20 protein-coding genes are annotated in these 26,858 nt (G+C 41.1%); 4 read left to right on the top strand and 16 right to left on the bottom strand.

The annotated features are described in order from the left end of the window. Positions 1-4 precede the first annotated feature (4 nt). The 7 genes from H5087_RS15090 to H5087_RS15060 all read right to left on the bottom strand — a co-directional run bounded on the left by H5087_RS15090 (position 5) and on the right by H5087_RS15060 (position 9,739). Positions 5-400, bottom strand: a complete 396-nt coding sequence (locus H5087_RS15090; protein WP_182672586.1) for a DUF1801 domain-containing protein — start codon at positions 398-400, stop codon at positions 5-7. A 36-nt stretch (positions 401-436) separates the two neighbouring features. Further along, entirely contained in the window at positions 437-982 is a 546-nt protein-coding gene (locus tag H5087_RS15085) for a PH domain-containing protein (protein WP_182672585.1), read from the bottom strand. A gap of 176 nt (positions 983-1,158) precedes the next feature. Then, on the bottom strand, positions 1,159-5,460 hold the full coding sequence (locus tag H5087_RS15080) for an alpha-1,6-glucosidase domain-containing protein (protein WP_182672584.1): 4,302 nt from the start codon (positions 5,458-5,460) through the stop codon (positions 1,159-1,161). A gap of 22 nt (positions 5,461-5,482) precedes the next feature. Further along, positions 5,483-8,356, bottom strand: coding sequence for a TonB-dependent receptor (locus H5087_RS15075; protein ID WP_182672583.1), 2,874 nt, complete (start codon positions 8,354-8,356; stop codon positions 5,483-5,485). Positions 8,357-8,522: 166 nt separating this feature from the next. Beyond that, positions 8,523-9,140 carry a LysE family translocator gene (locus tag H5087_RS15070; protein WP_182672582.1) on the bottom strand — a complete coding sequence of 206 codons (618 nt, stop codon included), beginning with the start codon at positions 9,138-9,140 and terminating at the stop codon, positions 8,523-8,525. Beyond that, a complete protein-coding gene (locus H5087_RS15065; protein ID WP_149603326.1) occupies positions 9,141-9,323 on the bottom strand; it encodes a hypothetical protein in 183 nt (60 codons plus the stop codon). 17 nt (positions 9,324-9,340) lie between these two features. Next, complete coding sequence (locus H5087_RS15060) at positions 9,341-9,739, bottom strand: DUF3224 domain-containing protein (RefSeq protein ID WP_182672581.1); 399 nt, start codon at positions 9,737-9,739, stop codon at positions 9,341-9,343. Positions 9,740-9,828: 89 nt separating this feature from the next. On the opposite strand from H5087_RS15060, the gene H5087_RS15055 reads away from it, so the two are divergent. Further along, a complete protein-coding gene (locus H5087_RS15055) occupies positions 9,829-11,607 on the top strand; it encodes an ABC transporter transmembrane domain-containing protein (protein WP_182672580.1) in 1,779 nt (592 codons plus the stop codon). Here H5087_RS15055 and H5087_RS15050 read toward each other — a convergent pair whose 3' ends face one another. Continuing rightward, positions 11,608-12,240 (bottom strand): OmpA family protein, encoded by a 633-nt coding sequence (locus tag H5087_RS15050; protein ID WP_002959537.1) that lies wholly within the window; start codon positions 12,238-12,240, stop codon positions 11,608-11,610. It abuts the gene before it with no gap. A gap of 190 nt (positions 12,241-12,430) precedes the next feature. On the opposite strand from H5087_RS15050, the gene chrA reads away from it, so the two are divergent. Further along, positions 12,431-13,585: a chromate efflux transporter gene (chrA, locus tag H5087_RS15045; protein ID WP_182672596.1), complete on the top strand. Its 1,155-nt coding sequence runs from the start codon at positions 12,431-12,433 to the stop codon at positions 13,583-13,585. Here the strand turns inward: chrA and H5087_RS15040 are convergent. From H5087_RS15040 to speA, 4 genes are read right to left on the bottom strand one after another with little or no spacing between them, the layout of a single operon-like run. Further along, positions 13,542-14,801 (bottom strand): mechanosensitive ion channel family protein, encoded by a 1,260-nt coding sequence (locus tag H5087_RS15040; protein ID WP_182672579.1) that lies wholly within the window; start codon positions 14,799-14,801, stop codon positions 13,542-13,544. The genes chrA and H5087_RS15040 overlap by 44 nt on opposite strands. Next, a complete protein-coding gene (locus tag H5087_RS15035) occupies positions 14,798-15,718 on the bottom strand; it encodes an acetyltransferase (protein ID WP_165744197.1) in 921 nt (306 codons plus the stop codon). The genes H5087_RS15040 and H5087_RS15035 overlap by 4 nt, the downstream gene beginning before the upstream one ends. Positions 15,719-15,743: 25 nt before the next feature. Beyond that, complete coding sequence (locus tag H5087_RS15030; protein ID WP_024604493.1) at positions 15,744-16,622, bottom strand: acyltransferase; 879 nt, start codon at positions 16,620-16,622, stop codon at positions 15,744-15,746. 60 nt (positions 16,623-16,682) lie between these two features. Then, positions 16,683-18,563 (bottom strand): biosynthetic arginine decarboxylase, encoded by a 1,881-nt coding sequence (gene speA / locus H5087_RS15025; protein ID WP_182672578.1) that lies wholly within the window; start codon positions 18,561-18,563, stop codon positions 16,683-16,685. A gap of 199 nt (positions 18,564-18,762) precedes the next feature. Here speA and speE point away from each other — a divergent pair, with 199 nt between their 5' ends. Continuing rightward, positions 18,763-19,626 (top strand): polyamine aminopropyltransferase, encoded by an 864-nt coding sequence (speE, locus tag H5087_RS15020; RefSeq protein ID WP_182672577.1) that lies wholly within the window; start codon positions 18,763-18,765, stop codon positions 19,624-19,626. A 180-nt stretch (positions 19,627-19,806) separates the two neighbouring features. Here the strand turns inward: speE and H5087_RS15015 are convergent, their stop codons facing one another. The 3 genes from H5087_RS15015 to H5087_RS15005 form a co-directional block, all read right to left on the bottom strand. Beyond that, the gene (locus H5087_RS15015) at positions 19,807-21,408 is read right to left on the bottom strand and encodes a methyl-accepting chemotaxis protein (protein ID WP_182672576.1); all 1,602 of its coding nucleotides are present in this window, start codon (positions 21,406-21,408) and stop codon (positions 19,807-19,809) included. Between the two features lie 64 nt (positions 21,409-21,472). Next, positions 21,473-22,705 carry a hypothetical protein gene (locus tag H5087_RS15010; protein WP_182672575.1) on the bottom strand — a complete coding sequence of 411 codons (1,233 nt, stop codon included), beginning with the start codon at positions 22,703-22,705 and terminating at the stop codon, positions 21,473-21,475. Then, positions 22,695-23,318, bottom strand: coding sequence for a methylamine utilization protein (locus H5087_RS15005; protein WP_182672574.1), 624 nt, complete (start codon positions 23,316-23,318; stop codon positions 22,695-22,697). The genes H5087_RS15010 and H5087_RS15005 overlap by 11 nt, the downstream gene beginning before the upstream one ends. A gap of 158 nt (positions 23,319-23,476) precedes the next feature. Between H5087_RS15005 and H5087_RS15000 the strand changes: the two genes are divergently transcribed. Beyond that, positions 23,477-25,519: a glycoside hydrolase family 97 protein gene (locus H5087_RS15000; RefSeq protein ID WP_182672573.1), complete on the top strand. Its 2,043-nt coding sequence runs from the start codon at positions 23,477-23,479 to the stop codon at positions 25,517-25,519. 19 nt (positions 25,520-25,538) lie between these two features. On the opposite strand, the gene envZ is transcribed toward H5087_RS15000, so the two are convergent. Further along, positions 25,539-26,855 carry a two-component system sensor histidine kinase EnvZ gene (gene envZ, locus H5087_RS14995; protein WP_182672572.1) on the bottom strand — a complete coding sequence of 439 codons (1,317 nt, stop codon included), beginning with the start codon at positions 26,853-26,855 and terminating at the stop codon, positions 25,539-25,541. Positions 26,856-26,858 lie beyond the last annotated feature (3 nt).

The following is a 26,858-nucleotide window of genomic DNA, read 5'->3' as shown; positions in this document are numbered from 1 at the left end:
ATAATTATGCGCCTAGTAAAGGTAGGCGTTTAACTTTGTGATAAGTCAGTGCTAATTTAATACACTCTTTAACTGGGTACTCTGGTAATGGCTTTTCACTATTAAATACAATTGCCCGGTTACCTTCAAAGGTGAGAGTGTGGGAATACAACTCTCTAAATGTGCTTACTAGCTTTGATTGGCAATAAAAAAACAAATAACACGAGGAGCCCTTAAAGCCTACGCGAATGGGGCTGCCATTTATTGTGTTATAACTTGGCTCTCCCCACTTTAAAGACTCTTCAACAGCTCCTAAGTTTTGCTCTTGTGCTACGGTATAAATTAACTCTCGTAATTTTATAAGCTTACTTTTTACTATCTCAGGATAATTATTAAATATATTTTCTATTTCCGTATTCATAAAAATATCCTTATAAGCATTACAAGTTCAAACAAGTTACTTTTGCTGCCTTTCATCAAGTAAAACAAGTAGCATCTGCTCAATATTTTTAACGCTATAAGTAAGTGCTCTCAGTAGCTCTTTTTCACTTTGCTCTGTTGCCTGCTGCGTCGTTTTACCTTGATTAGCCAATACATCTTTTTGCTCAAGTATCGCCTCTCTAAACTCACTCGCATTAACCACACCAAGCAAAGACACTAAAGCACCATTTCCTGACTGCCCTGCTGTTTCAAAGCTTAAACGATATAATCCAAAAATTCGCATGAGCGGCCCTTGGCTTAAACCTACATCTGTTATTTTTTCAAGCGGAATAGATTTTTCTTCTTTAAATAATATGCCACGTTTAACTACCAATTTTTGTGGTAATAAGTCAGCCGACATAGCTGCGAGTATTCGTCCGCCCACCAGCCATACAATAAGTAAAATGATAGGTATAAGCGGTATAGTAACAAGAGCCAACATTGCAAATAGCGAGGCAGTAACCATCCAGTATTGTTTTACTTTAGGATCAAAATTAGCACTTTTTAAGGTTAAGTTACTCATTAGCTTTCTTTTGTATGGTTGGGGATTTATAAAAGTACGCCAATCTAATATTGAATGCAATTTAGTCAAAACATTTATAATTAGCATTCAAATATACTTTCACACACTTATGTACATACAAAAAAACCGAGCATACAGGGCTATGCTCGGCTTAGGTCTGGGAAAATAAACTGCTACTACTTATTAATAAGTATGCTTACATTTTCTCTATCTGGGCCTATTACATTAAACGTGTAAGTACCTTGTTCGGTAATATTTAGTGCTATATTGGCACCTACGGCTTCAAGTGGTGTTAGTTCATCAATTGCCACTACCGGCGTATCGCCTGCTCCACCGTAATCAACGGTACTCCAATCTTCAGACGCTACTTTAAATTCGTAGTCACCTGCTTCTAACTCTATTGATGTAGAGTAAATTGCATCACCCTCGTACATCAGCGGGTTATCAGTACTCCAGTCATTTAAGCTGCCACGAATAAACACTGTCGTTTGTGCAAACATTTCAGCGTTGAGCACTTTTAGCGATACGTTATTTAAATCACTGGCGTCAAATATAAACTGGTATTCACCTTCTTCTGCAATGTCGATGGTCATATTCGCGCCCGCAACCGACAACTGCTCTGCAGTGCCAACCATAACACTGGCATCTCCCTCAGCCGATCCATAATCAACCGTGCTCCAATCTTCTGACGCTACTTTAAATTCATAGCTTGCAGCGCTCAGTGTTTTAGTAAAGGTGTAAATACCTTTACCTTTATAACTTAGCTCATCGGTTACTCCCCAGTCATTAAGCGTACCGCGCACATAAATAGCAGTGCCTATAAATGGCTCTTCGTTGTATAAAGTAAGCGTTGGATTTTCAGGGTCTGAAGCATCAAGCGAAAATACATAGGTTGCATCAATGGCAGCGCTAAATGTCATGTTTGCACCTGAGCGCGTTAATGCCTCGCTTTGGTTTTCAACTACATCTTTATCAGCGTCAGTAAGCGCGCCAAAATCAACTGTAGACCAATCTTCAGAGGCAATTTTAAATTCGTAATCGCCAGCGCTCAGTGCAATTGCTATACGGTATTCACCATCGCCAATATATTCAAATGCATCGCGTGTGCCCCAGTCGTTTAAACTACCGCGCACAAACACAGCGGTGCTACCATAAGGTACTACATCAGGTGCCCCTACGGTTGCATTTGCACTTAAACCAGCACCTTGGCTCTCACCTTGGTTTTTAGTAAAAACAGCTAATGTGTAAGGCGGTACAGTAAATGTGCCTTCGTTATCGCCTGCGGCAAAATTGGCGCTAGCCATACTTGCATCAACACTGTTTTTTAATACATTGTGTAATTCAAAATCCGCTGCGGTGGCAATAGTATGGCTAAGGGTTTGCTCGGTTGCGTTAATCACGACAACAAGCGCGTCAAATGCAGGGTCTAAGTCTGTTAGCCCTTCGCCATCATCAATGCTCATTACAATTAAGCCATGTTGCTGCGCTTTACCTACGTTATGAAAACCCACTCGCTCAATAACATCTTGCTCTGTGGTTAATCTAAATAGTGGGCTGCTACTACGTATTTGTAAAAATTCATTAAATACATCATGTGCAAAGGTAATATCTTGTGGCTGTGCAGCCGCTTGGGTATTAGCAGAAATAGGCATAATTTCTTGCCATTTCACTTCGTTGTCTTGTGCGGGTGGCAAGCCAATATTCCAGTTATTGGTATCTTGGGTAAAATCAACAAAGTTAAACCAGTCGCCCGAGTCGTAGCTGTTACGATCCATCGATTTTGAACGTAGCAAGTCGGCGCCCATTTGCATAAATGGAATACCTTGGCTCATAAGAGGGAGTGCTAACGCCATATTATGAGCACGAACGCGCTGCTCAATACTCATGTTAGCGCTGTGTTTATATTGCAGCTGATCCCATAGTGTTTCGTTATCGTGTTTAGATACGTAATGAATGCTATCGGCAGGGTCTAGTGCATACGCCGTTGGCTGAGTATTCCAAGTAAAGCTATTACCCTTTGCTGAGTTACCTTTAAAGTCTTTTAAAATGTAGTTTTGTAAATTACCCGCAAGCGACAAACGTAAAGTATCTTGCTCTGCTAAATTGCCATCTGTTGAGCTATTACTAAATAATGCACCACCGCGAACGGCTTCACGAATACGGTCGTTAAAGGTACCTACTTCGCTACCGGCCATATCGGCTTGTTTGGCTTGCACAAATAAGCGGTTATTTGCCACCTCACCAAAGTCCCAACCTTCGCCATAAAAGTAGTTATCTTCATCAACAGCTTGCACTGCATCACGTGCTGCAAGAATTGACGATTTTGGCATATGCCCCATTACATCAAATCTAAAGCTGTCGTAACCAAATTCGCGTGCCAAAATAACTAATGAATCGCTAACAAACTTATCCATCATTACATGCTCTGTGGCTGTATTTTCACAACACGTTGAGCGCTCTATTTCACCACTTACTTCGTTATAACGGTGATAGTAACCCGGTACTAGTTTGTCAAATACCGACTTATCCCAAATACCCGACGATGTTGTATGGTTATAAACCACATCAAGCACTACGCGCAGACCAATAGATTGCAGTGATTGCACCATAGCGCGGGTTTCTTTAACGCGGGCAATGCCCTCTGGGCTTGAGGCGTACGAGCCTTCAGGCGCTATAAAGTAATGCGGATCGTAACCCCAGTTAAAGCTATCTAAGCTGCGCATAGCATTAGCAAGTGCTTGTGCGTCATCTGAGCCTGGTAAATAACCGCTCATTAAATCAATAATGGTGCTGCTTTTATCTTGGGTTTTACACGCATCGGCTTCATCATTAATTTGCTCACATAAATCTCCTAGCGTATCGCTAATATCTACACGCTTACTTACGTCTTCATCTATGGTGCCAATATCAGTAATAGGTAATAAATGAAAATGCGTTAAGCCATTTTGAGCCAAAGTTTGTAAGTGCTGCATAGGAGCACTATTTAGCTCAGTAAATGCAAGGTATTTACCGCGGTTAGCCTCTGTTACGCTGTTATCGCGCGCACTAAAGTCACGTACATGGCCCTCGTAAATAATCGCATCTTCTGGGTTTTCTACCGTAGGAATAAGGCGTGTATCCCACCCTTCGGGTTTAGTGTCTTCATCGGCTAAATTAATCAACTGGCTGTATAAACCATTGGTAGATACATTTAGTGAGTAAGGGTCTGTGCTCCAAAGCGACTCTATTTGCTGAGTCAGTGGGTGGTAAACATCAAAATTAAAGCGGTAGTAGTGGCGGTCGTATTGCATATCTAAACTTGCTTGCCAAATACCTGTCTGTGTATTTAATGTCATTGGCGTAGAGTGCACTTGTGTTTTTGCATCATCAAACACGTTTAGCATCATGTTATTAGCGGTGGGTGCCCACACTGTGACATCAATCGCGTTATTGCCATAATTTACACCCAGCACAGCTTCATTAGCATCGTCTTCGCCTTGCGTGTAAAGGGCATCGAGTGCTTTAGCGGTTTGCACATAGCTTGCTTCTAGAAGCTTACCTTCACTATCGTAACCGGCAATAACAAGCTGCGATTTAATAAGCGTTTTGGCAGTGCTTGTATCCCAACTTCCTTCGTATGCGTTCCAGGTGGTTAAATGCGGTACTTTTGACGCTTGCTCATCAGTTATATTGCTTGATTGCAGCGTAACAGTATCGCCGTTTAAACCAGTATCAATATCCACTTCAAGCTCAGCCGTAGCTGATGAATGTAACTTAATTAGGCTTGTAAACTCGTTACTTGGTTTATACAAAATAGTATTTAAATCAATCCAATGCGCTGAAGCACCTGTTATAGCAACTGCGCGTTCGCCTAAACTTAATATAGGGTATTCAAACACCGAAGGCTCGCCATGAATGGTAAAGTTCATACGCTGAAAGGTTTCATCGTCTTGCATCAGCGGCATGGTTAAATCCACATCACCAAACGCCTTACCTGACCCTTCTGTACCAATATGAATAATAAAATTGGCACATTCGTTATAACCCTCTTTAAGGTTAATTATCCAGTACGCACCGTAGTTTGGATCAATACCATCGTATTCATGGCCGTTAGCCCAATCACTGGTATCAAATGGTGGTGCATAAGCATCACACACATCGTTATTCCACGAATGTAATCGGTAGCCTTCGTAATTGTCATCGGCTAAGCGGTTATAAAATAAAACCGCCTCTCCCTCCCCTGCAAATACAACAGGGTCTGGCAGGGTTGGGTCGGCTCCAACCACGCAACTTTCGTTATTTTCATCAGGTACTGTAGGTGCAGGGCACGATATAGGTTCGGGATCGACACATTGCGACCCCGCTTCATTAGGGACTTGTGGCACATTACAGGTAAGTAATGGTTCACCAGATTCAACATCATCTGTTCCACCACACGCTGCTAATAGCATTAACGCTAACGTTATTAGCAAATATTTAGACATAGTTATAATTTTCATTTTTAAACGCTCCGTTTGCTAATTAATGACTGTATGTAAAACCAAGGTAGAACTGACGACCAAAGTACTGAGTCGTCCCTGTTCGTTGCTCTGAGCCAAAGTAACTTTGGGTTGGTTCATCGGTTAAGTTATTAACTTGCAAAAGCATTGTTAGCGAGTCGCTAAAGCGATAAGAGGTTTGAAAGTCGACTACGGTTTCGGCATCAAAATTAACCACTTGCTCGTTAATGGCAACCTGCTCTGATACAAATTCATCGCGGTAACGCACATTAAGGCGGGTTTCAAAATCATCCATTGAGTAAAAAACCGTGGCATTAAACACGTTATTAGATAGCCCAGGTAAAGATTGCGCTAACGTGTCGCCCCCTAAACTGGTGATCGATTCAATTTCACTTTCGGTGTATGAGTAACTTGCATTAGCACCTAAGCCATTAAATGGCTCAGGTAAAAAGGTAAACACTTGCGTATAAGCAAGCTCTAGCCCTCTAATGTAGCCACCTTCACCGTTATTAACTGCTGTGGTGTAAATACCGTTTGTTGTCGCAACTTGCTCGCCACTAACTGGGTCTTCTATCGAATCAGGTACGTTAAAGCCATTGCCTTTAAAATCGAAGTTTTCGATTGATAAGGTTTCAACAAACGAGTCTATATTTTTATAAAATAACGCTGCTGCGATAGTGCCGTTACCTTCTTCAAAATAATATTCGTAAGATAAGTCGTATTGGTCGGCATAAAAGGGTTTTAAAAATGGGTTATTAGTACTTGAGCCATTAATAACACCATCATCGCTTACGTTTGCACTGGCATCGCCCGCTAAGCGGTTAATTGGCGCACGCGACATTACTTTAGCCGCAGCAAAGCGCACAAGTGAATTATCGTTAAGTTGCAGATTTAAATTTAATGATGGTAAGTAGTCGGTGTATTTAGTGCCTAATACATTAGGCGCGTATAAATCATTTACAATGCCGTTCTCATCAACAATATTTTGCGCACCTAAGCGCGCATCGCCTGCGACGTTCTCTAGTACCGTTGCAGATTGGTCGGTTTCAATGCGGCGCACGCCCACATTACCCGATAGGTCGAGCCCGGCAATTTGCGTGTTAATGTTTACCATAACGTACGCAGCTAGCACATCTTCAAACACCGAGCCGCTTTGCAGCACTGACCACGAATAATTAGTTGTGTAACCTTGCGCGTCGTCTACGCCATCGGCATTACCCCACGTTTGTACAGGCTCTGGCGTGCCATCTGGAAACCATGCGTCAAGTGCTTTGTCTAAATCAATGGCTAAATACGATGGGAAATAACTAAACTCGCCCTGCCAGTCAACCACAGAGGCCATATCGTCGGTTAAACGTAAAGGCGGTTGCGTTGCTGAAAACGCCCCATCGTTACCGTACTCAAATACCGATCGTTTTCGGCTGTACTCTCTATCTGAGTAGCGCGCACCAAACTCTACTGAGCTAAATATATCGCTTTCTAGCTCGTATTTAAAATCTAGCCTAAATGCCGTTACTTCATCTTCTGTTTGATCTGGGTAAATACCATATTTGCTGACCATTACACGGTCTATATCGCTAAAGGCGGCCGCCTGATTAAACCCAACGTCAGGTAAATTTAAGCCATTTAATTGATAGTTAACTGCTACGTTGTTATCAAATACTGGCGTTTCTGCATTGGCATCTTCTGCTACTAAGCTCCACAGTAAGCCATTTCTAAAATTACTTTTTGCGCGAGAAAGCGACACATCGGCATTTACGCTTAATCTATCGGTTACCTGCCAATCGGCATTAATGCCAAAACTATCTACTTCGTCAAAGTCTTGGTTGTCGTCGTTAACTATTTCAACGCGGGTATAGCTATGCGAAGTACGGTTAACCGCTGCGCCTATTACGGCATTACCGTCGAGCTGAGCGTTTGCATATGCAGCTGTTGGCCCGCCTAATTTAACCCTCAGGCCACGGGCAAACGACTCTTTATCAAAGCGCGATAAAAACGCATCACCTTTTAATTTAAAGTTATCTGCCGGTGCCCACTCTATGGCTGCTAAATAGCCATTACGGGTTTCTTCGCCACCTAAATGCTGTAGCTCAAAGCCTTCGCTAATGTATTCGTTTTCTGGGTTAGCTAAAGGGCCATTGGTGTCGTTAGCTGCGCCATCTACGTCTTTTGTGTCGTTGTAAGCAAGGCCAATAAACTGCGTTGCTACACTTGGCTGAAACAAGCGCGCATAACCCAGCGCCACGCCCAATGTGTCGTCTAGGTATTTGCCTTGATACGAAAAACTAATTCGGTCGCCAAATTCAGTGGCATCCGATACCTCTGAGGCGCGGTCGTTATACATACCGCGCACATTAGCTACAAATTTATGTGTTTGGTCGTTATTGAGTGGGCTGGCGGTTTCAAGCTCTACCGTACCGGCCACGCCGCCTTCAATAAGCGATGCCTTTGGCGATTTGTATACCGCCGCAGAGCTAATTAATTCTGACGGATATTGGTCAAACTCAATACTGCGGCTGCCACTTGTAGATACTTGCTCGCGGCCATTAAGTGTTGAAAATACAAACCCGCCCGACAGCCCGCGTATATTAATTTGCGCTGCTTGCCCGCCCGTTCTTACTGCTGAAATGCCTGGTAATCGTGTAAGCGCATCGGCCATTGAAATATCAGGCAATGCCCCTAAATCATCGGCAGAAATTTGTTCTGACACCGTATCGCTAAAACGCTTTTGATTTAAAGATTGGATTAAACTGCGACTAAAGCCTCGCACTTCAATAATTTCTAAATCTTCAGCTTGTGTGCTGGGTGATTGATTTGTTGAGCCTTCGTTTGCAGCCAATGCACTATTTGCGGCAAATAAAGCCAGCATAAGTGCACTTAGTTTAAACTTGTCCATGTGTGTGAACCTTTGAGTTATTGTTGTCAGGTGTTGCTGTGTTGTTCAAAACACAACCAACAAATTGTAACTAAAAGGTAAAATTAATGTGATGAATACGTATGCAGGGCATGAGAGTTAGGCTGCAGGTGTATGCGCGTACATACACCTACATTTGGAACGCTATTTAAAGGCTAAGCACCACTTTTATCGCAAGAGCAATAAATACGACTCCCAGTATTTTATCAAGCCACGGGTTTTGCTTGGTAAATCCAAAGCGGTTTTTTGAAACCTCGGTCAGTAACGCCACCAGCAAGTACCAACCGGTATCAATTACAAACACGGTTAAGCACATAATTATGCCCACACTTAAAGTAAGTAGCTGAGGGTCAATAAACTGTGAGAACAAGGCTAAAAAGAAAATAGCGAGCTTGGGGTTCAAAAAAGCAATGGCAAAACCATCTTGTAATGCTTTAGCTGCACTTACCTGACTTTTTTGTACTTCAAGTTCGTTATTGCTGGGTTTTGCTAGTAATATTTTTATACCTAAATACGCCAAATAGGCCGCACCTAAGTAAACAAGTATTTGATAAACAGTTGGAAACTGCATCATTAAAGCGCCTAACCCTAATAACGATGCACCTGCGTATAACCCAACACCGGTACCATGGCTGAGCGCGGCAAGCATTCCGTTTTTCATACTGCCGTTAAGTGAGTGCTTTAAAACCACCGCTAAACTTGGCCCTGGCGACATTGCTCCCATCATACAAATAGCCGCTAGGCTTAACCATACTGTAAATGTCATTTAAAGCTCGTCAGTTTCAATAAGTAATGTATAACCGTGCACTTGGCCATAAAAACCTGTCAATGGCACTGCGTTTATTACTTTCCAGCCATCTTGGTTTAATTCCTGTATGCGGTCATTCAGTGCGACTATATCTACCCCACCCAAAAAACGGGTCTTTCTAAATTCGATTACTTTTTGCATTTTAATCCTTGTGTATCTTATAAGGTGTATTCAAAATCGTAGTAGTGAATCCCTTGCTCAATACGTATTTTCATACTGCCCGTTAACCCTTCTAGCTCATGAGTGCCTGAATCGGGAATTACATTTAAAATTAGGCTGTCTTGGCCTTTATCCATAGTGCCAAAATGCTGCAGTACAAAACTGCCTTTTTTGCCGTCAAGCTCGCCTATTACTTGCTCTATGGCAACATAACCGGCACTGCCTTGTGTGGGTGTCATGGCGCTTAGCATTTCGCCTTGGCTGGTGGCATTTAAGCTACCTTTAAATGTTTTATCTATCGACATACGCCCTAAATTAACGCCGTTTTGGCCGCTTGCGTAACCTTCAATTGGGGCTAGATTTACATTCAATTCTCCACTTACGGTTGCAGTAGTCATAACGTTTCCTTATTGGCCAATATTTAATAGTATTGATTTTTATTATCTTAGTGCCATATCTATACCTTAACCTTTAAAAAGAATCCACTATGTCAAAAAAAAGCCCTAAGCCCGAAAAAGCCGCTTTTAGTAGTTTATTACCTATTTTTGCTTTTATTAAACCGTATAAATGGATGGTAGTAGCGGCGCTTGGCGCCCTATTAGTAACAGCAGGTGTTAACTTATCATTAGGGCAAGGGGTTAAGTTTGTCATAGATCATGGCTTTATTGCTGGCTCTAAAGATCAGCTACAACAAGCTGTATTGGTGCTTATTGGTTTAATTAGTTTATTGGCCGTGGGCACCTTTAGCCGCTTTTATTTAATGTCGTGGATTGGCGAACGAGTCAGTAACGATATTCGCAAAGCCGTATTTAATCGCATTGTTACTTTGCACCCAAGCTACTTTGAAGAAAACCGCAGTGGCGAGCTTATGTCGCGTTTAACAACCGACACAACATTACTGCAATCAATTATTGGTTCATCATTTTCTATGGCGCTTCGCAGTGTACTTATGCTGGTTGGTGGACTTGCTATGCTGTTGTTTACTAATTTAAAACTTACTTTAGTGGTTGTTGCTTGTGTGCCGTTGGTATTAGTGCCGATGATGATATTTGGTAAAAAGGTGCGCAAACTTGCAAGCTCCAGCCAAGATGCCATAGCCGATATAAGCACCTATGCCGGCGAGATCATTCAAAATATTAAAGTTGTGCAAAGCTATAGCCACGAAGAGCAAGAGCAGCACGCTTTTGCTCTTGAAACCGAAAAAGCCTTTAATGTGGCTAAAAGCCGCATTAAGCAACGTTCGTTTTTAATTGCAGCGGTAATATTTTTAACTTTTAGCGCTATTAGCGCAATGCTGTGGGTCGGCGGCAGCGACGTATTAGCAGGTACCATGACTGGCGGTGAGCTAGGAGCCTTTGTGTTTTACGCTATTATGGTGGCAATGTCGGTGGCAACCGTTGCTGAAGTATATGGCGAACTACAACGCGCAGCAGGCGCAGCTGCAAGATTACTTGAGTTACTTGCTGTTAAAAGTGAGATAGAAAACCCACTAAATCCACAAGATAGTAACTTACTAAAAAATAGTAACAGCCCTGCTATTACGCTTGAGAATATAAGCTTTAACTACCCTTCTCGCCCAGACGTAAGCGCACTTAATAAAATAAGTTTAAATATACTTCAAGGCCAAACTGTGGCTATTGTTGGCCCTTCTGGCGCAGGTAAAACAACCTTATTTGAATTACTACAGCGCTTTTACGATCCGGCTAGCGGAGCCATTAAATTTAAAGATATAAACATTAAAGAATTATCGCTTAATACCCTCAGAGGTAAAATGGGTATGGTCGCGCAAAACCCTATCTTGTTTAGCTCCGATGTAATGCATAACATTCGCTACGGCAACCCAAAAGCAAGTGACGAGCAAGTATATGCCGCTGCCAAACATGCTCATGCAGATGAATTTATTAAACAATTACCGCAAGGTTATAACAGTTTTTTAGGTGAGCAAGGTGTGCGGTTATCGGGGGGGCAAAAGCAACGTATTGTGCTTGCGCGTGCCATACTAAAAGACCCTGAAATACTCCTTCTTGATGAAGCCACCAGCGCACTCGATGCTCAAAGTGAGCACCATGTACAAGCAGCGCTTGAGCATTTAATGCAAAACCGCACCACGCTTATTATTGCCCATAGACTAGCAACGGTTAAACATGCCGATGTGATTGTGGTAATGGAAAATGGAGAGATTATAGCAACGGGTACCCACCAAGAATTAGTAGCAAGTAACCCGTTGTATCAAAAACTGTGTGAATTACAGTTTAATAAAGGCTAATTATTCTTCAGTGTTTGGTACTATTTGAATTTCTACACGGCGGTTTTGAGCACGGCCATTTGCACTATCGTTAGTCGCAATTGGACGTGTTTCGCCATAACCCATAGTACTTACACGCTCAGCCATGATTTGCTGGTTCACTAAGTAGTTTTTAACGCTTTGAGCACGTTCACGCGATAGGTTCATGTTGTAGCTGTCTTTACCTGTGCTATCTGTATGGCCTTCAATACTTAGGTACGTTTTTTCGTATTTGTTCATCACTTTAGCAATAGCATCTAAGGTATCGTTAAAGCCAGACGAAATATAAGATTGGTCGGTCGCAAACGTAATATTAGATGGCATAACTAAACGCAAGTTATCGCCTTCACGTACAACTTCAACACCAGAGCCTGCAAGTTCATCACGAAATGCTTCTTCTTGCTTATCCATGTAGTTACCCACTGCAGCGCCAGCTAGTGCGCCGATAGCAGCGCCTATAAAAATACGCTTATCTTTATGGTTACTTGTTGCTTTACCTAATACGCCACCCGCTGCTGCGCCAATAGCCGCACCTTTACCAGTGTTATTCATTTCACAACCAGAAAGTAATACAGCTACTACGGTTACGCTTAAAAGTGATTTAGTTAAAGTCATGGTGATACCCTATTCATTAAGAATTTAGCAAGAGTATGCAAATACATGTATGAACAAACTATGAAGAGAGTGTTAAAAGCAGCGCATCTTGCTTGATTGTTAAACAGACCTCAAACTAATGTGCCGTTTTAATAAAAATGTCATACTACGCTGTGACAATTTAATGAATTTTACAAAGGATATTGGCGCAATGTTAATTGCTATTTTTAGACAATTTTTTTTACTAGGGTGCATGAGTTTTGGTGGCCCCGCTGCGCATTTAGGCTATTTTAAGCGCCACTTTGTAGACTCGTTAAATTGGCTAACTAACACGCGTTACGCACAACTTATTAGTTTAAGCCAAGCATTACCAGGGCCAGGCTCTAGCCAAGTTAGTTTTGCTATTGGTGTTGAGCGTGCAGGAGTGCTGGGTGGTATAGCTGCTTTTGTAGGCTTTACCTTGCCTTCGTTTTTAATAATGGTGCTGCTTGCGGTTAGTGCCCATCAGTTTGACGCTGTTTACTTTGCAATTATTGCAGGGTTAAAGTTATTTGCCGTTGTTATAGTCGCTGATGCAACACTTAGTATGGCTAAAAGCTTTTGTACAAGTGCTGCGCTTAAGTTACTTGCGATAATGAGTACACTTGCCTTGGTGTTATTTCCAATGATGGGAACTCAAATAGCGATTTTAATCACTGCTGCAACAGTAGGTGCTATATGGCCTTTATTAAAACTTGGCACAGTAGCAGACGATGTTAGCAGTAAAAACAGTAATATTAATTGGATTGCACTGGGGTTATTTGCGCTCTTACTTGGGGTTAGCTTTATTCCACTAGGGCATGAGTTTGCTTTGTTTACCCCTTTTTACCAAGCGGGTGCAATGGTGTTTGGCGGCGGACACGTAGTACTGCCGGTACTTCAAGCTGGCGTACAAGCATTGAGTGATGATCAGTTTTTAAGTGCTTACGCGAGTGCACAGGCAGTGCCAGGGCCAATGTTTACTATTGCTACTTACTTAGGCGCACAACTTACTACTGAGCAACCTTTAGTGGGTGCCCTTATAGCTACACTGCTTATATTTATGCCTGGTTTTTTACTTATACTGGCGTTTCAGAAGAGTTGGATTAATTTGGCAAGTAAGCCACGTTTTGCAAGTTCAATAGCGGCGCTTAATGCAGCGGTAGTCGGTTTTTTAGCGGCCGCATTGTATTCACCAATTTGGACATCGGCTGTGCATAACCTTTGGCAGGTTGCGTTAGTAATAATTACATTTGCATGGCTGCGATTTAAAAAGCCACCTATTTGGTGGCTCTTAACTTTATTTATTGCTGTGGGTCTTTTGCAGCACTATTTGCCATCACTCTAAATGTTGGCTTATCTGTTTGTTGCTCGTTAGGAGAGCTTAATTGCCCACTAACACTTTGATATGCCCTAAGCCCAAACACTGGCAATACTGCAAGTAAATGGTCCATTATTTCGGCTTGTAGATGCTCGTACGAAATCCAGCGCTTGTCTTCACTAAAGCAATAAAACTCAATCGGTAACCCGTGGTTCATTGGTTGTAACTCTCGTACCATTAACGTAAGCGACGTATTAATTTTACTATGCTGCTTTAAATAGCCCTCAGCATAACGACGAAACAGCCCTAAATTAGAAACTTGAGCGGGTAATGTCGTCACTCGGATATAGTCATGAAGCGGAATAGCCGCATCTATTTGCTTTCTAAATTCATCACTTACTAAACAAATACTGTGCATATCTATATTAAGTGAACGTTTAATACGTCTACCGCCCGACTCTTGCATACCGCGCCAGTTTTTAAACGAACCCGCAACTAGCATATAAGTTGGAATAGTTGTAATGGTGTTATCCCAGTTACGTACCTTTACAGTGTTTAAACCCAAATCAATTACTTCGCCATCGGCGCCATAGTTTTCTACTTGAATCCAATCACCATAGGTTACTAGGCGATTTGCTGCGATTTGAATACTCGCTACAAAGCCTAAAATAGTGTCTTTAAATACTAATAACGTAACAGCTGCAATAGCACCAAAGCCAGAGAGAATATAAGTGGGAGATTTCTCAAGGAAAATACTTACAATTAAAATAGCACACACAATAAAGGTGATTAGCTTAACAACCTGAATTAAGCCCTGAATAGGGACTTCGCGTGCAAACTCCAATTGGTTATAAATAGAACCCGCAATACTTACAATACTGCTAAAAATAAAACCTACATGAATAATTAGTATGGCTTGGCCAACCGTTTTCAAAATTTCAGCGGTCAGCTCATTAACCGGATAAACACTGTCAAAGGTCGCCAAAAATAATACGCAGCAAAGCATACCTGCAATACGTCTATTAAGCTTATTAAGCATAGGCGACAACGAACCAATACGTTGAGGCGAAAGCTTAGTTACCACTTTTTGAATGCCTGGTAACATTAACCTACGAGTAAATAAGTAAACAATTAATAAAGAAAAAATCCCTATTGAAACTGCGGTAATAGAACTAAGAAAATCCGCATCGGGTACTTTTTCAAACCAAGGAGCGATTAACTCCTGTAGGTGGGTGTTGGTCATAGTGTTTCAATTTCCTTACTGATTTGTGGTTCAGGTAAATCTTGTTGAGCATAAATATCGGCAAGCTGCTGATCTTTTGCAACCCATAGCTCATTCACATAATGTTGAAAATTAGCTTTAAATACGTCATCGGTTTGATAGCTGCCCTGCATATTGTCATTAATGGGCGTTACGTCTATTGAAACATAAATAGAATCTAGCTCGCCTTTGAGTAAGTTCCGACAAACGTGATCTGTTTTACCGCTATACACTAAACTTGTATTTAGCATGGCATCAAATTGGTTGGCTAGCACTTCAAGCGCAAAAGCAATGCCACCCGCTTTGGGTTTTAATAAGTGCTTAAAAGGACTTTGCTGCAGATTATGCTTAGCTGGCGTAAAGCGTGTGCCTTCAACAAAATTAACGATGGTAGTAGGATAGTGACGAAAATTGCGACAGCTGTGCTTTGTGCGCTCTACATCCAACCCTTTCAATTTTGGGTTTTTAGCAAGCTGTGCTTTGCTTACCCGTTTCATAAACGGCATACCCATAGCCCACGCACCAGTGCCAATAAAAGGCACGTATTTTAATTCATCTTTTAAAAAAAACTTAGGGGCTGGTAATGCATGTAATGAGCTAAGCACAGTTATATCTAACCAACTCGTGTGATTACATATAAGTAAATACCAACTTTTTGAATTTAAATCGCCACTTATATCAACCATAATATTAGGACAACCTAACCACAAGCCAAACCGATTGCCATTGCACCACCCTCGATAAGCGCTGTGCAATAAAGAGTTAACAACAGACAAAGGCAGTAATAACTTAATAAGCCCTAGTACAAATACTAGTGAGCCAAAAAGCATTACATTAGAAAACAATACGCAGCCCACAATTAAGCCGTTAAGCCAATTTGGTAACCACTTTTTTAGCATAACTGTAAGCTCATATTTTTGCCTTTTATTTGGGGTGTTTTTCGAGCGATTGTAATGTTTGCTCTTTATTTTCCCATAAACGATTTAGCTCGCTTTGAAAGCGTACTCTAAATTCAGAATCGCCGGTGTAGTCACCAATAAGCTCTTCGCTTACAGGCCTTACATCCACGTGTACGTTGATATTTTTTACCTTACCACCTGCAAAATCCATGAATGTAGGAATGCCATCAGGGTAATGAATTGTAACGTTAACCACTTTAGTAATTTGCTCGCCCATCGCTTGCATTACAAAAGCGATACCGCCCGCTTTTGGTTTTAATAAATGTGGAAACGGGCTATTTTGGCGCGCGTGCTTTTGTGTAGTAAAACGAGTGCCTTCTACAAAGTTAACCACACTTACTGGCATCTCTTTAAATTTTTCGCAGGCTTTACGCGTGGTTTCTAAGTCTTTGCCACGCAGCTTTGGATTCTTTTTTAATTGGCTTTTACTCGTGCGGGTCATAAACGGAAAATCAAGCGCCCACCAACACAAACCTAGAATAGGCACGTAAATAAGCTCTTTTTTCAAAAAGAAGTTTAAAAATGGAATTTTACGGTTAAACACGCGCTGCAATACTAAAATATCGACCCAGCTTTGGTGATTTGCAATTACTAGGTACCAATCCTTTAGCTTGAGGTCTTCAAGGCCAGTTACATTAAGTTTAGTTGGCGTAAATAACTTTTGATTTAAGCTATTAAAGGTCACCCAAATAGTTGCAAATTGCTTTGCAGCCCAGCTCATAACCTTTTGTAGAGGCTTAATAGGTATAAGCTTTATAAGCCCACAAATAAAAATAGGCACAAACCAAAAAAGTGTGTTTATTGTGTAAAAAATAATACTAAATACACCGCGAATAACTGACATTACTTCCATTCCTTTAAACATTGCGCAGCCACTAATACTGCGCTTTCAGTTGCTTACAAATTAATCTTCAAAATAGGTATAGCCTTCAAGGCCTGCATTAAGCTCAGCTAAATAACCTTCTTTACACTGCGCTGATACATCAAGTTTATTAACTTGGTACGCAAAGTTGTCAGCTAAAATGGCGCTATCATAGTCAACAAACTTTAATACATCCTTAACGCTATCACCTTTTATGGCATTGGTTAACACATAACCTTCATCGTTAAGCTCTACATGCACTGAATCAGTGTCACCGAATAAGTTGTGTAAATCGCCTAAAATTTCTTGATATGCACCCACCATAAACATAGCAATGTGGTATTGCTCGCCGTGCTTATATTCTGGTATTGGTAGGCTGGTTTCGATACCAGCGCCTTCAACGTATTCGCGGATTTGACCGTCAGAGTCACAGGTAATATCTTGGATAATCGCGCGCTGAGTCAATGGTTGAGTTAAGTTTTCGATTGGCATAACCGGAAACAACTGCTGAATACCCCATACATCAGGCAACGACTGAAATAATGAAAAGTTAACAAAGAGTTTATCGGCAAGCTTTTCGTTTAAATCGTCAAGTACTTCACGGTGCGCGCGCGCATTATTACTAAGCGATGCACGTACACGATGTAAAATAGTAAAGTAAAGCTGCTCTATTTTCGCCCACTCTAGCATGCTTACTAAGCCATGCACGTACTGATCGTGCGCTTCGCTAAATAAGTGCATAGCGTCGTGATAAATCTCAAGTGCCATACGCGGGTTTAAACGCTGTAAACACTGCCACATTTCATCAAGCACTAATGCGCTATTTTCAAGCGGTGGCTCTGGATTTAAATGATTGGGCGCTTTTTCTACGTCAATTACATCGGTAATTAATACCGCATGGTGAGCGGTTAAAGCGCGCCCCGATTCGGTGATAATAGCTGGATGCGTAAGGTTATGCTGGTCGCACACTTCTGCAAATGCATTTACTACATTACGCGCATACTCTTCTACGGTGTAGTTCATTGAACACGCACTGCGTGAGCCAGAGCCTTCGTAATCAACGCCTAAACCGCCGCCCACATCAACGGTATTTAACGGTACGTTTAATTGCGTAAGTTCAGCAAAGTGGCGTGCACATTCACGCAAAGCACGGTGAATATCACGAATGTTGGCAATTTGAGAACCAATATGAAAATGCACCATTTGCATTAAGTGCAGCTTATTATGCTTTTTCAGCACTTCAACAGCACTTAGTACTTGGCCTGCCGTTAAACCAAACTTGCCTTTTTCGCCGCCCGTGTTTTGCCACTTGCCTTTGCCTACTGAATTTAGGCGAATACGAATGCCAATAGCAGGTTCAATGCCTAGGTTGTCTATTTCTTCAAGTAGTGTGGTTAGTTCTGAAAGTTTCTCTACCACAATTTTTACGCTGTGACCCATGGCTTGACCAATACATGCTAAGCGTAAAAACTCACTGTCTTTATAGCCGTTACACACTATTGTGATTGGCTCTTTTGCTACGCCCAAAATAGCCATAAGTTCTGGCTTTGAGCCTGCTTCTAGGCCAACAAGCCCGCTTGGATGCGCTAATAGCTTACTTACTACAGAACGTTGCTGATTTACTTTTATTGGGTAAACACAGGTGTATTTTCCAATATATTCACGATTTGCTCGCGCTTGCGTAAACGCGTTAGTAAGTGTGTCTACACGATTTTTTAAAATATCAGTAAAGCGTACTAAAACCGGCAACGTTAAACCTTGTTGCTTAAACTGCTCAGTTAATTGCGTTAAAGAAATGGCCGGTTTTGTTTGGTCGCCATCTGGGTAAGCCACCAGTTCGCCTTGTGCGTTAATATCAAAATAACCATCACTCCAATGAGCAACGTTATAAGTGGCGCGTGCTGTTTCTAAACCCCAGGTCATGGCAACTCTTCTTTAGTCAATTAGGTATAAAGGCGCATTTTAATACGTCACTATCCACTAGGCTAACAAAAATTGAACTTTCACTCACTCCTAACTAACTTTATTCGTCAAATCAGTTAAAATGTCATTGAGCAAAGCGCCAAGCACTGGCAGAATTGCCCCTTTTTCATACTCAACCTAAAAAAGTGTAATAGTAACTATGGCAAATTTAGATCAAAGTAAGTGGTTTACTGAAATTAGCGACCGCGATGGCAGCGCATTTTCATTACGTATTAATAAAAAGTTAGATGAAAAACAGTCTCCTTTTCAAAAGGTAGAAATGTTTGAAACCACAGACTTTGGTAATTTAATGATCATCGACGGGTGTACTATGGTAACAACCCGCGAAAACTTCTTTTATCATGAGATGATCAGCCACCCTGCACTTTTAGCGCACCCAAACCCTAAAAACGTCGTTATCATTGGCGGCGGCGACTGCGGTACTTTACGCGAAGTATTAAAACACCCAGGCGTAGAAACTGTAACGCAAATAGATATAGATGAAGTAGTAACGCAAATGTCGTTAAAATACTTCCCAGAGCTTTGTGAATCTAACAACGACGCCCGTGCAACGGTTATGTTTGACGACGGTATTAAATACATGCGCGAAGCCACTGGCGAATCTATCGACGTGGTTATTGTTGATGGCACCGATCCGGTGGGTCCAGGTGAAGGTTTATTTAATCATGCGTTTTACACAAGCTGTTTAGATGCACTGCGCCCAGGTGGTATTTTAGTGCAACAAAGCGAATCACCTCTTATGCATATGCCATTATTAGTTGAAATGCGCGAAGCAATGCTAAGCGTAGGCTTCAACGATTTACAAACACTGCCATTCCCGCAACCAATTTACCCAAGCGGTTTATGGTCGGTAACACTTGCGCGTAAATCACAAGCATTTGACGGTTTTAGAGAAGACGGCGCAGCACAAATAGCTGAGCAAAGTGAATACTACAACAGCGGTATTCACCATGGTGCACTCGCTACACCTAACTACATGAAACGCGCTTTTGATAAAAAATAATACTAATTCACTTTAGGCTTTGTTGACTTCTCAAGGTTAAAATTGCATTAAAAAAGGGACTTTTAAAGTCCCTTTTTATTTTTATAATGACGATTCAAACTGAACTCGAGCTGGCAAACAACATAAGTACAGTTATATTTCAAAACCTTAAAGAGCTATCTAACCAAATAATCAGTTTATTTAAACTTTAAATCGATGCACTAAGTGATTTAGCTCATCTGTCAATTGTTCCATTTTTTTAGATACATCCTCAGTAGTTCGAGCAAGCGCCCCCCCTTCTAAAGTTTGATCGTTTAATGATGATAGGTTTTGACTTATTTCATCTGCAACCGTTGTCTGCTCTTCAGTCGCTTGCGCTGTTTGCATCGCCATATCATTTACTTTAGTAGACGAGCTTTGCATTGCATTAAGCACATCATTAGTTTGACTAAACGAACCAACCGCATCATCTGCAAATTGCTTACCTTCATCTATCGCTTTAATTGATTGTTCTACGCTCGTTGCAAATTGTTCTATCATTTTTTGAATATCGTTTGTGCTTACTTGCGTGCGTGTAGCCAATGTTCTTACTTCATCTGCTACCACAGCAAAACCTCTGCCATATTCACCAGCTCGCGCGGCTTCAATAGCAGCATTAAGCGCCAGCAGATTTGTTTGCTCTGCAATTGCACGAATAACCTCAAGTACTTTGGCAATGTTATCAGAACTTTGTTGTAGCTCTGTAGAGCGCGCCATAGCTTGCTCCATATTTTGCGACAAAGAAATAATACGAGAACTAGAGTGCGCAACCGCTGTTAGTCCTTGCTGAGCTAAATTTAACGATTTATCAGCTTCTGTTGATGATTGCTGAGCAACACCTGCAACTTCTCTACTTGCTACACTCATCTCATGCACTGCACTTACTATTGACTCAGAGGCTTGGCTGAGCGTTTGATTTACAGCATTGTTTTTATTTGCAACCTGACTTAACTCACCTCCTAATTCACTTAGTTCTTTTGATTGCTCTAAAATATCGCGAATTAATTGCTGTAAGTTGTCGAGAAAACGATTGAACTGCGTTGCAAGTTCAGAAAATTCATCTTTAGACGTTATAGCGATCCTGCCAGTTAAATCGCCATCACCAGAGGCTATATCGTTAATACGAGAAGTTACATAGTTAATTTGCTGTGTTAATTGCTTAGGAATAAGGTAACTAAACCAACACGCCACTAATAAAATTAATATGACAAAAATAAGCATAGTTAACTTAGTTGAAGCAATTGTGTCTGATAGTTTTTGAACTTCTTCAACCGATGTTTGCTCTGCTAATTCACCAGCTTGATCAAGCGTAGCTCTTAATTCGTCAAATGCTTTTTCTGATTGAGACTGTTTTTTTAGATTTGTTTTATCATTCATATAGGCCAGTGAAGCGTTTAACCAAGTATTATAAGCACCATCAAAACCGCGAAGCCCATTTATAGCTTTTGGATAATCCGATAACAAAGTTAAGTACTGCTCTAACCTTTGTGTTACTTGCTCGGCATTTTCTTTATGCTTTTGCAAATAAGCTTCTTTATTGTCGTTATGTGCGACTAAATTTAACTCAGCAACCTTTGCTTGATACAAATCCCTGTCGGCACTCAAAGCAAGAGACACAGCCTTAATAAATTTATCGGATTGCACATCTAATGCATTTTTTTGTAAGTTAATTAAGTATGAATACCCAATAATTAACGACAAGATAGCAATACCTAAAATAACAATAGGAAAAGAGACTTTGACGCGGATACTATTCAAATTCATTAATTACTCCAAAAAAAACATATTTAATACCTACCTTTTTGATAATAAATCTAGTTTATAAAACCTAAAATCGCCATTGAGCGTTTAGCATTATTTGCTGCTGCGAGATTCGTTCATTAAATCCAATTGGCTCTCTATTTTTTGCAACACTTTTAAGTGCAGAACCTTCAACCCCTATTTGTAGTTTATTAGTGAGCTGGTAGCGCCATGTTGCGGTTAAGCCTTCCCCATTGCTTGCATTAGGATCAAACGCAGTAGTGTCGTTATCTGTCACTTTAAAGTAATCGTAGCGTACAGAAACTCGATGCTTGCCTTCTTTATGGCTGAGCATTAAATAATGGCTGTAAAAGGCATTATCTATTAAAGCATTAGCGCCCATTTCGGTTTTACCATTAAGTACCTGTGCTATAAAGCGGGTTTTACTATTAAACTTATAAAGCCAAGCGGCGCTTGTAAAGCGAGTATCCCAAGCATACTGCCCTGTACTAATATTAAGCGTGGTTGGGTCACCGTTATTGTTGTAATAATAAATTCGAAATTGTGATTTTTTTAAGTAATCCCAATGTACGCCAGCGTAATAGCCAAAACGCCCGTCTACTTCTTCAAACGGTAAAACCTGGTTAGCTTGCCAACGTAATTCATACGCATTTAATGCCGCTACAGGCGCAAATTTAATACTTTCGTTAAATGTAGTTTGCCTATCGTGTAATGCAAAACCACGCCAAGCAAGTAAAGTACCGGCAGGGTCATTGCCTTTAAATGTAGCACCTACAAAACTAAAGCTATGAGCGCTGTTAAAACGTTTTGCTGGGCGCTTAATAGTTACCTCTGCGCCAACAGTGCGTACTTCCTCGCCAATCCAGCTATTAATAGCTGAGTTTGTATAGTTATAAGGAGAAGTCCACCCTATATCAGGGTTTTCAAGTGACATAAGTGGATAAAAACCCCCTACACGCACATGCCATTTATAGTTGCTGTTAGATAGCGGCTGATACTTTATATAAGCTTGCGTAAAACCAAGGCCAACGCCAGGATCTTGATTCGCATTTAACACCCCATGAGCCGACCAACTAGATGCTAAATCAACATTAAAATCTAAAATACCTTGGGATAAAATAAGTTCGTCGCTTTTAGTATCGTGCCGATATAGCCCAAGGCCGCCCTCTTGGAAGCTACGTGTATCGTCACCCTGCACGGCTCTAATTTGTATCAAGCCTTTTACTTGTGCATACAATGCATTACTAAAACATAAAGCACCGGCTAAAAATATCAGCCTCGTTAAACGATTAATAGTCATCAAATTCATCCGTAGCAAAGTCAATTTGCTCCGCAATTTCCTGCTTTACTTTATAAGTGATCGGGTTAGTAGCCACAGTAATAGTTTGAGATTCAACCTTACTAATATCACTAAACCCAGAATGCCAAACACTTAACGTGTATTCGCCTACATTGGCATTTAAATCAACATTCCCGTTTTCATCAGTGATTGCAAAAATAGTACTATCGACCACCACAATATAACCTAACATCCAATCATGAATATTACAGCCAAGCTCAACAACCCCTGTTTGATCAAAAGTAATGGGGGCTTTTGGGTGCTCCTTATATAGCTTTAATTCAAATGTTTTAGCTTTAGAAAATGAATAAACATGATGCATGATTGAGTCCGCATTCGGAAACTCTACCTTTGCATTTTGTGGGACAACTAAAATACGCGGCTTAAATTCTCGATTTTGCTGGGTCATCGCATAAGGTGCTTCTGGAGGAATAACGCCAGAGGAATCTCCTGCAGTTAGCCACACAACAGCATTAGGTAATGGGCCATTATTAGCATTTTTAATTGTTATATTTGCTGCAAAAACTCCAGTACTAACACTTAGTAAAAATACACAAAGTAAGCTTTTTATCATTTTCTTGTCGCTATTATCAATTTGTTTACATTATAGACCGATTAAACCACTAAATTCTTTCTATTTTTTAAAACATTGAATACGTATGTAGGCAGTCGTATTAATCATCAACAGTCATTATCCTTAAATGTCACCACCGACTCATCTAAGGACACACCATGAGAATCCCTGCACTTGTGCTTTTAGCCTTTGCTAGTAATAGCTACGGACAAACTGTAGAGCTAAAATCGCCAGACACACAAATAACAGTAAGCATCTCAGACGAAAACAACACGCCAAGCTACGCCATAAAATTTAAAAACAAAGCGGTTATAAACAAATCTTTACTGGGGTTTGAATTTAAAACACAAGCAGCTTTTAGCGATGGCTTTAAAATTAAAAGCATTGAACAACAAAGCGTTAACTCGCAGTGGCAACAACCTTGGGGCGAACGCCAAAACGTTGTTGACGAATATAACGAAGTAGCCGTTACCTTTACAAAAAACGAGCCAAATAAAGGCACCTACACCATTCGATTTAAAGCATTTGATAGTGGTGTAGGTTTTAGATACGAAGTGCCACAACAAACCGGCTTCGAACATACAGAAATAACTAAAGAGTTAACTGAATTTGCAATAAACAATAGCCATGATGCAACAGCATGGTGGATACCTGCTCGTGGCTGGAACCGCTACGAATATGTTTATAACACCACCGCGCTTAACGAAGCTCCACTAGCCCACACACCATTTACGTTTAAAACAAGTGACGGTACTCATATTAGTATTCATGAAGCCGCTCTTGTTGATTACGCGGGTATGGTGCTTAATCAGCGCCGTCCAGGCACATTTACAGCCGACTTAACCCCTTGGTCAGATGGTATTGCCGTTAAAAAGCAAGGCGCTTTTAAAACACCATGGCGCACCATTCAAATAGCCGACAGCGCTGTTGGCTTAGTTAATTCAGATATAATACTAAACCTAAACGAGCCTAATAAACTCGGTGACGTGTCGTGGGTTAAACCTGGCAAATACGTCGGTATTTGGTGGGGTATGCATATAAACACGCAAACTTGGGGTAGCGGTAAAAAACACGGTGCCACTACGCAAACCACAAAATACTATATGGATTTTGCAGCGCAGTATGGTTTTGATGGCGTACTCGTTGAAGGCTGGAATATTGGCTGGGATGGCGATTGGTACTTTAATGGCGATGTATTTAACTTTACCAAACCGTACGATGATTTTGATATAGCAGCACTGACTCAATACGGCAAAGAAAAAGGCGTACAGCTCATTGGCCATCACGAAACATCAGGCAATGTAAGCAACTACCGAGACCAAATGGAAGATGCCTTTACACTTTACGAAAAATCAAACGTCAGCCAAGTAAAAACAGGTTATGTAGCCGATGGCGGAAATATAAAACGTATAGACAAAAACGGTATTGCTCGCCACGAATGGCATGACGGCCAGTTTATGGTTAACGAATACCTTTATAATGTAAAACTTGCAGCTAAACATAAAATTAGCATTAATACTCACGAGCCAATTAAAGATACAGGCCTGCGCCGTACTTATCCAAACTGGATTGCGCGCGAAGGCGCACGCGGACAAGAATACAATGCATGGGGTTCACCACCTAATCCACCAGAGCATGTACCAATGCTTGCTTTTACCCGCATGCTTGCAGGACCAATGGACTTTACGCCAGGTATTTTTGATATGAGCTTTAATGGTTTAGGAGGCGATACAAACCGCCCACAAACTACACTTGCCAAACAACTCGCACTTTATGTTGTTTTGTATAGCCCAATTCAAATGGCTGCCGACTTACCTAAAAACTATTTGGCTAAGCCCGATGCGTTTCAATTCATTCAGGACGTACCAACAGATTGGCAGCAAAGTATTGCTATTGATGGTGAAGTAGGCGACTTTATTGTATTCGCTCGTAAAGAACGTAAAAGCACTAAATACTCAGGAAACGATTGGTACCTAGGTGCTGTTACTGACGAGAAAGCCAGAACAATTGAGGTGAAACTCGACTTTTTAGAGCAGGGCAAAAAGTTTGAAGCGCAAATTTATAAAGATGGTAAAAACGCAGAGTGGAAAAACAATCCGTACGATATAGCTATCGAAAAACGAATTGTAACTGCAAACGATAAACTAACGCTTAAACTGGCCACCAGTGGCGGTACCGCTATTCGCTTTAAAGCACTTTAATACAATAAAACCCCTGTATTTATTGTGCAGGGGTTAATACCTTGATTGGCAAATATACTTGTGCACTTAAACCGCCTTCTGGGCGGTTTTCTAGTTTTACTTTACCGTCGTGCATATCAACAATGCGTTTAATAATGGCAAGGCCTAAGCCACTACCTTCACTGCCACGTGCAGCATCGCCTTGCTTAAAGGGCTCAAACACAGACTCTAATTCGTTTTCAGGGATCCCAGGACCACTATCGTTTACAGCGATAACTACATATTTTTTGTTTGAATTAAAGTAACTAAGTACTTCAACATCGCCCTCAGAATAACGCAGCGCATTACCAATCATGTTGGTAATTACACGTTTAATAGCCACAGAGCTTAAGGGTATATTGCCTATATTTGGATTACTTTTAAACGTAATAGTACGTTGATGCTGAAGCTCAGAATTAACAACCTCGGCAACTAAAGCATTTATATCTTCACAACTTAGTTCTTCACGTTTATGGTGGCGTAAATACTCAATAAACTGATCGATAATCCCGTTCATATCTTCTATATCGTAAATAATACCTTCACGAAGATAGTCGTCTTCATCAACCATCATTTCGGTGGCTAAACGGATACGCGTAAGCGGCGTACGTAAATCATGCGATACACCAGCCATTAGTAAACGGCGGTCGTTTTCAAGTGCGGCAATTCCGCGTGACATTTGATTAAACGCACGCGTTACTTCTATTACTTCTGTTGAGCCTTCTTCTTCTAATTTGGTAGAAAAATCGCCTTTACCCACTTTCACTGCAGCTTGTTGCAGTGCTTTTAATGGCCTATTAAGGTGCCTTGCAAACAACCACCCACCCAGCACACTTAAAAAGCCAATACTTGATAAGTAAAAAGTTAAAAACTCTAAGTTATTCTCTTTAAAGCCTTTAAGCGGCACTTTTACCCAATAACCTGGCGCTTGCGGTGCTTCAACCCAATAAATCAATGGATCAGTTTGGCTAATACGTACACGAGAATAACCACCAAGTTGCTCAGTCATGCTACGCGATAGCATAGAATATTCGCGGCTTTGCCCAAGTCCTTGACGCATTGCTTCGCGCTGAGTCATGACCTCAATGCCAGTGATTTCAAAAAACTTCGCAGATACTTCGTCGTTTATTTCAACGCCATCTTCCCAGTCAATGAATACTGTTTTAATTTGCTTAGCAAGCATCAAGTTAACTTGCTCAATGGTTGGTTTTACAACATAAAAACTAACCGTAACATAAGACACTATTTGATTTATGAGCAGCAGAGCCGCCACTAAAAAAACAGTTTGTCCAAAAGCACTGCGCGGAAACATGCCCATAAA

The sequence above is a fragment of the Pseudoalteromonas sp. SR43-7 genome (genome assembly GCF_014163785.1).
In the GTDB taxonomy this organism is placed as follows: Bacteria; Pseudomonadota; Gammaproteobacteria; order Enterobacterales; family Alteromonadaceae; genus Pseudoalteromonas; species Pseudoalteromonas distincta.
This window is presented reverse-complemented; position numbering and strand designations above follow the sequence as displayed.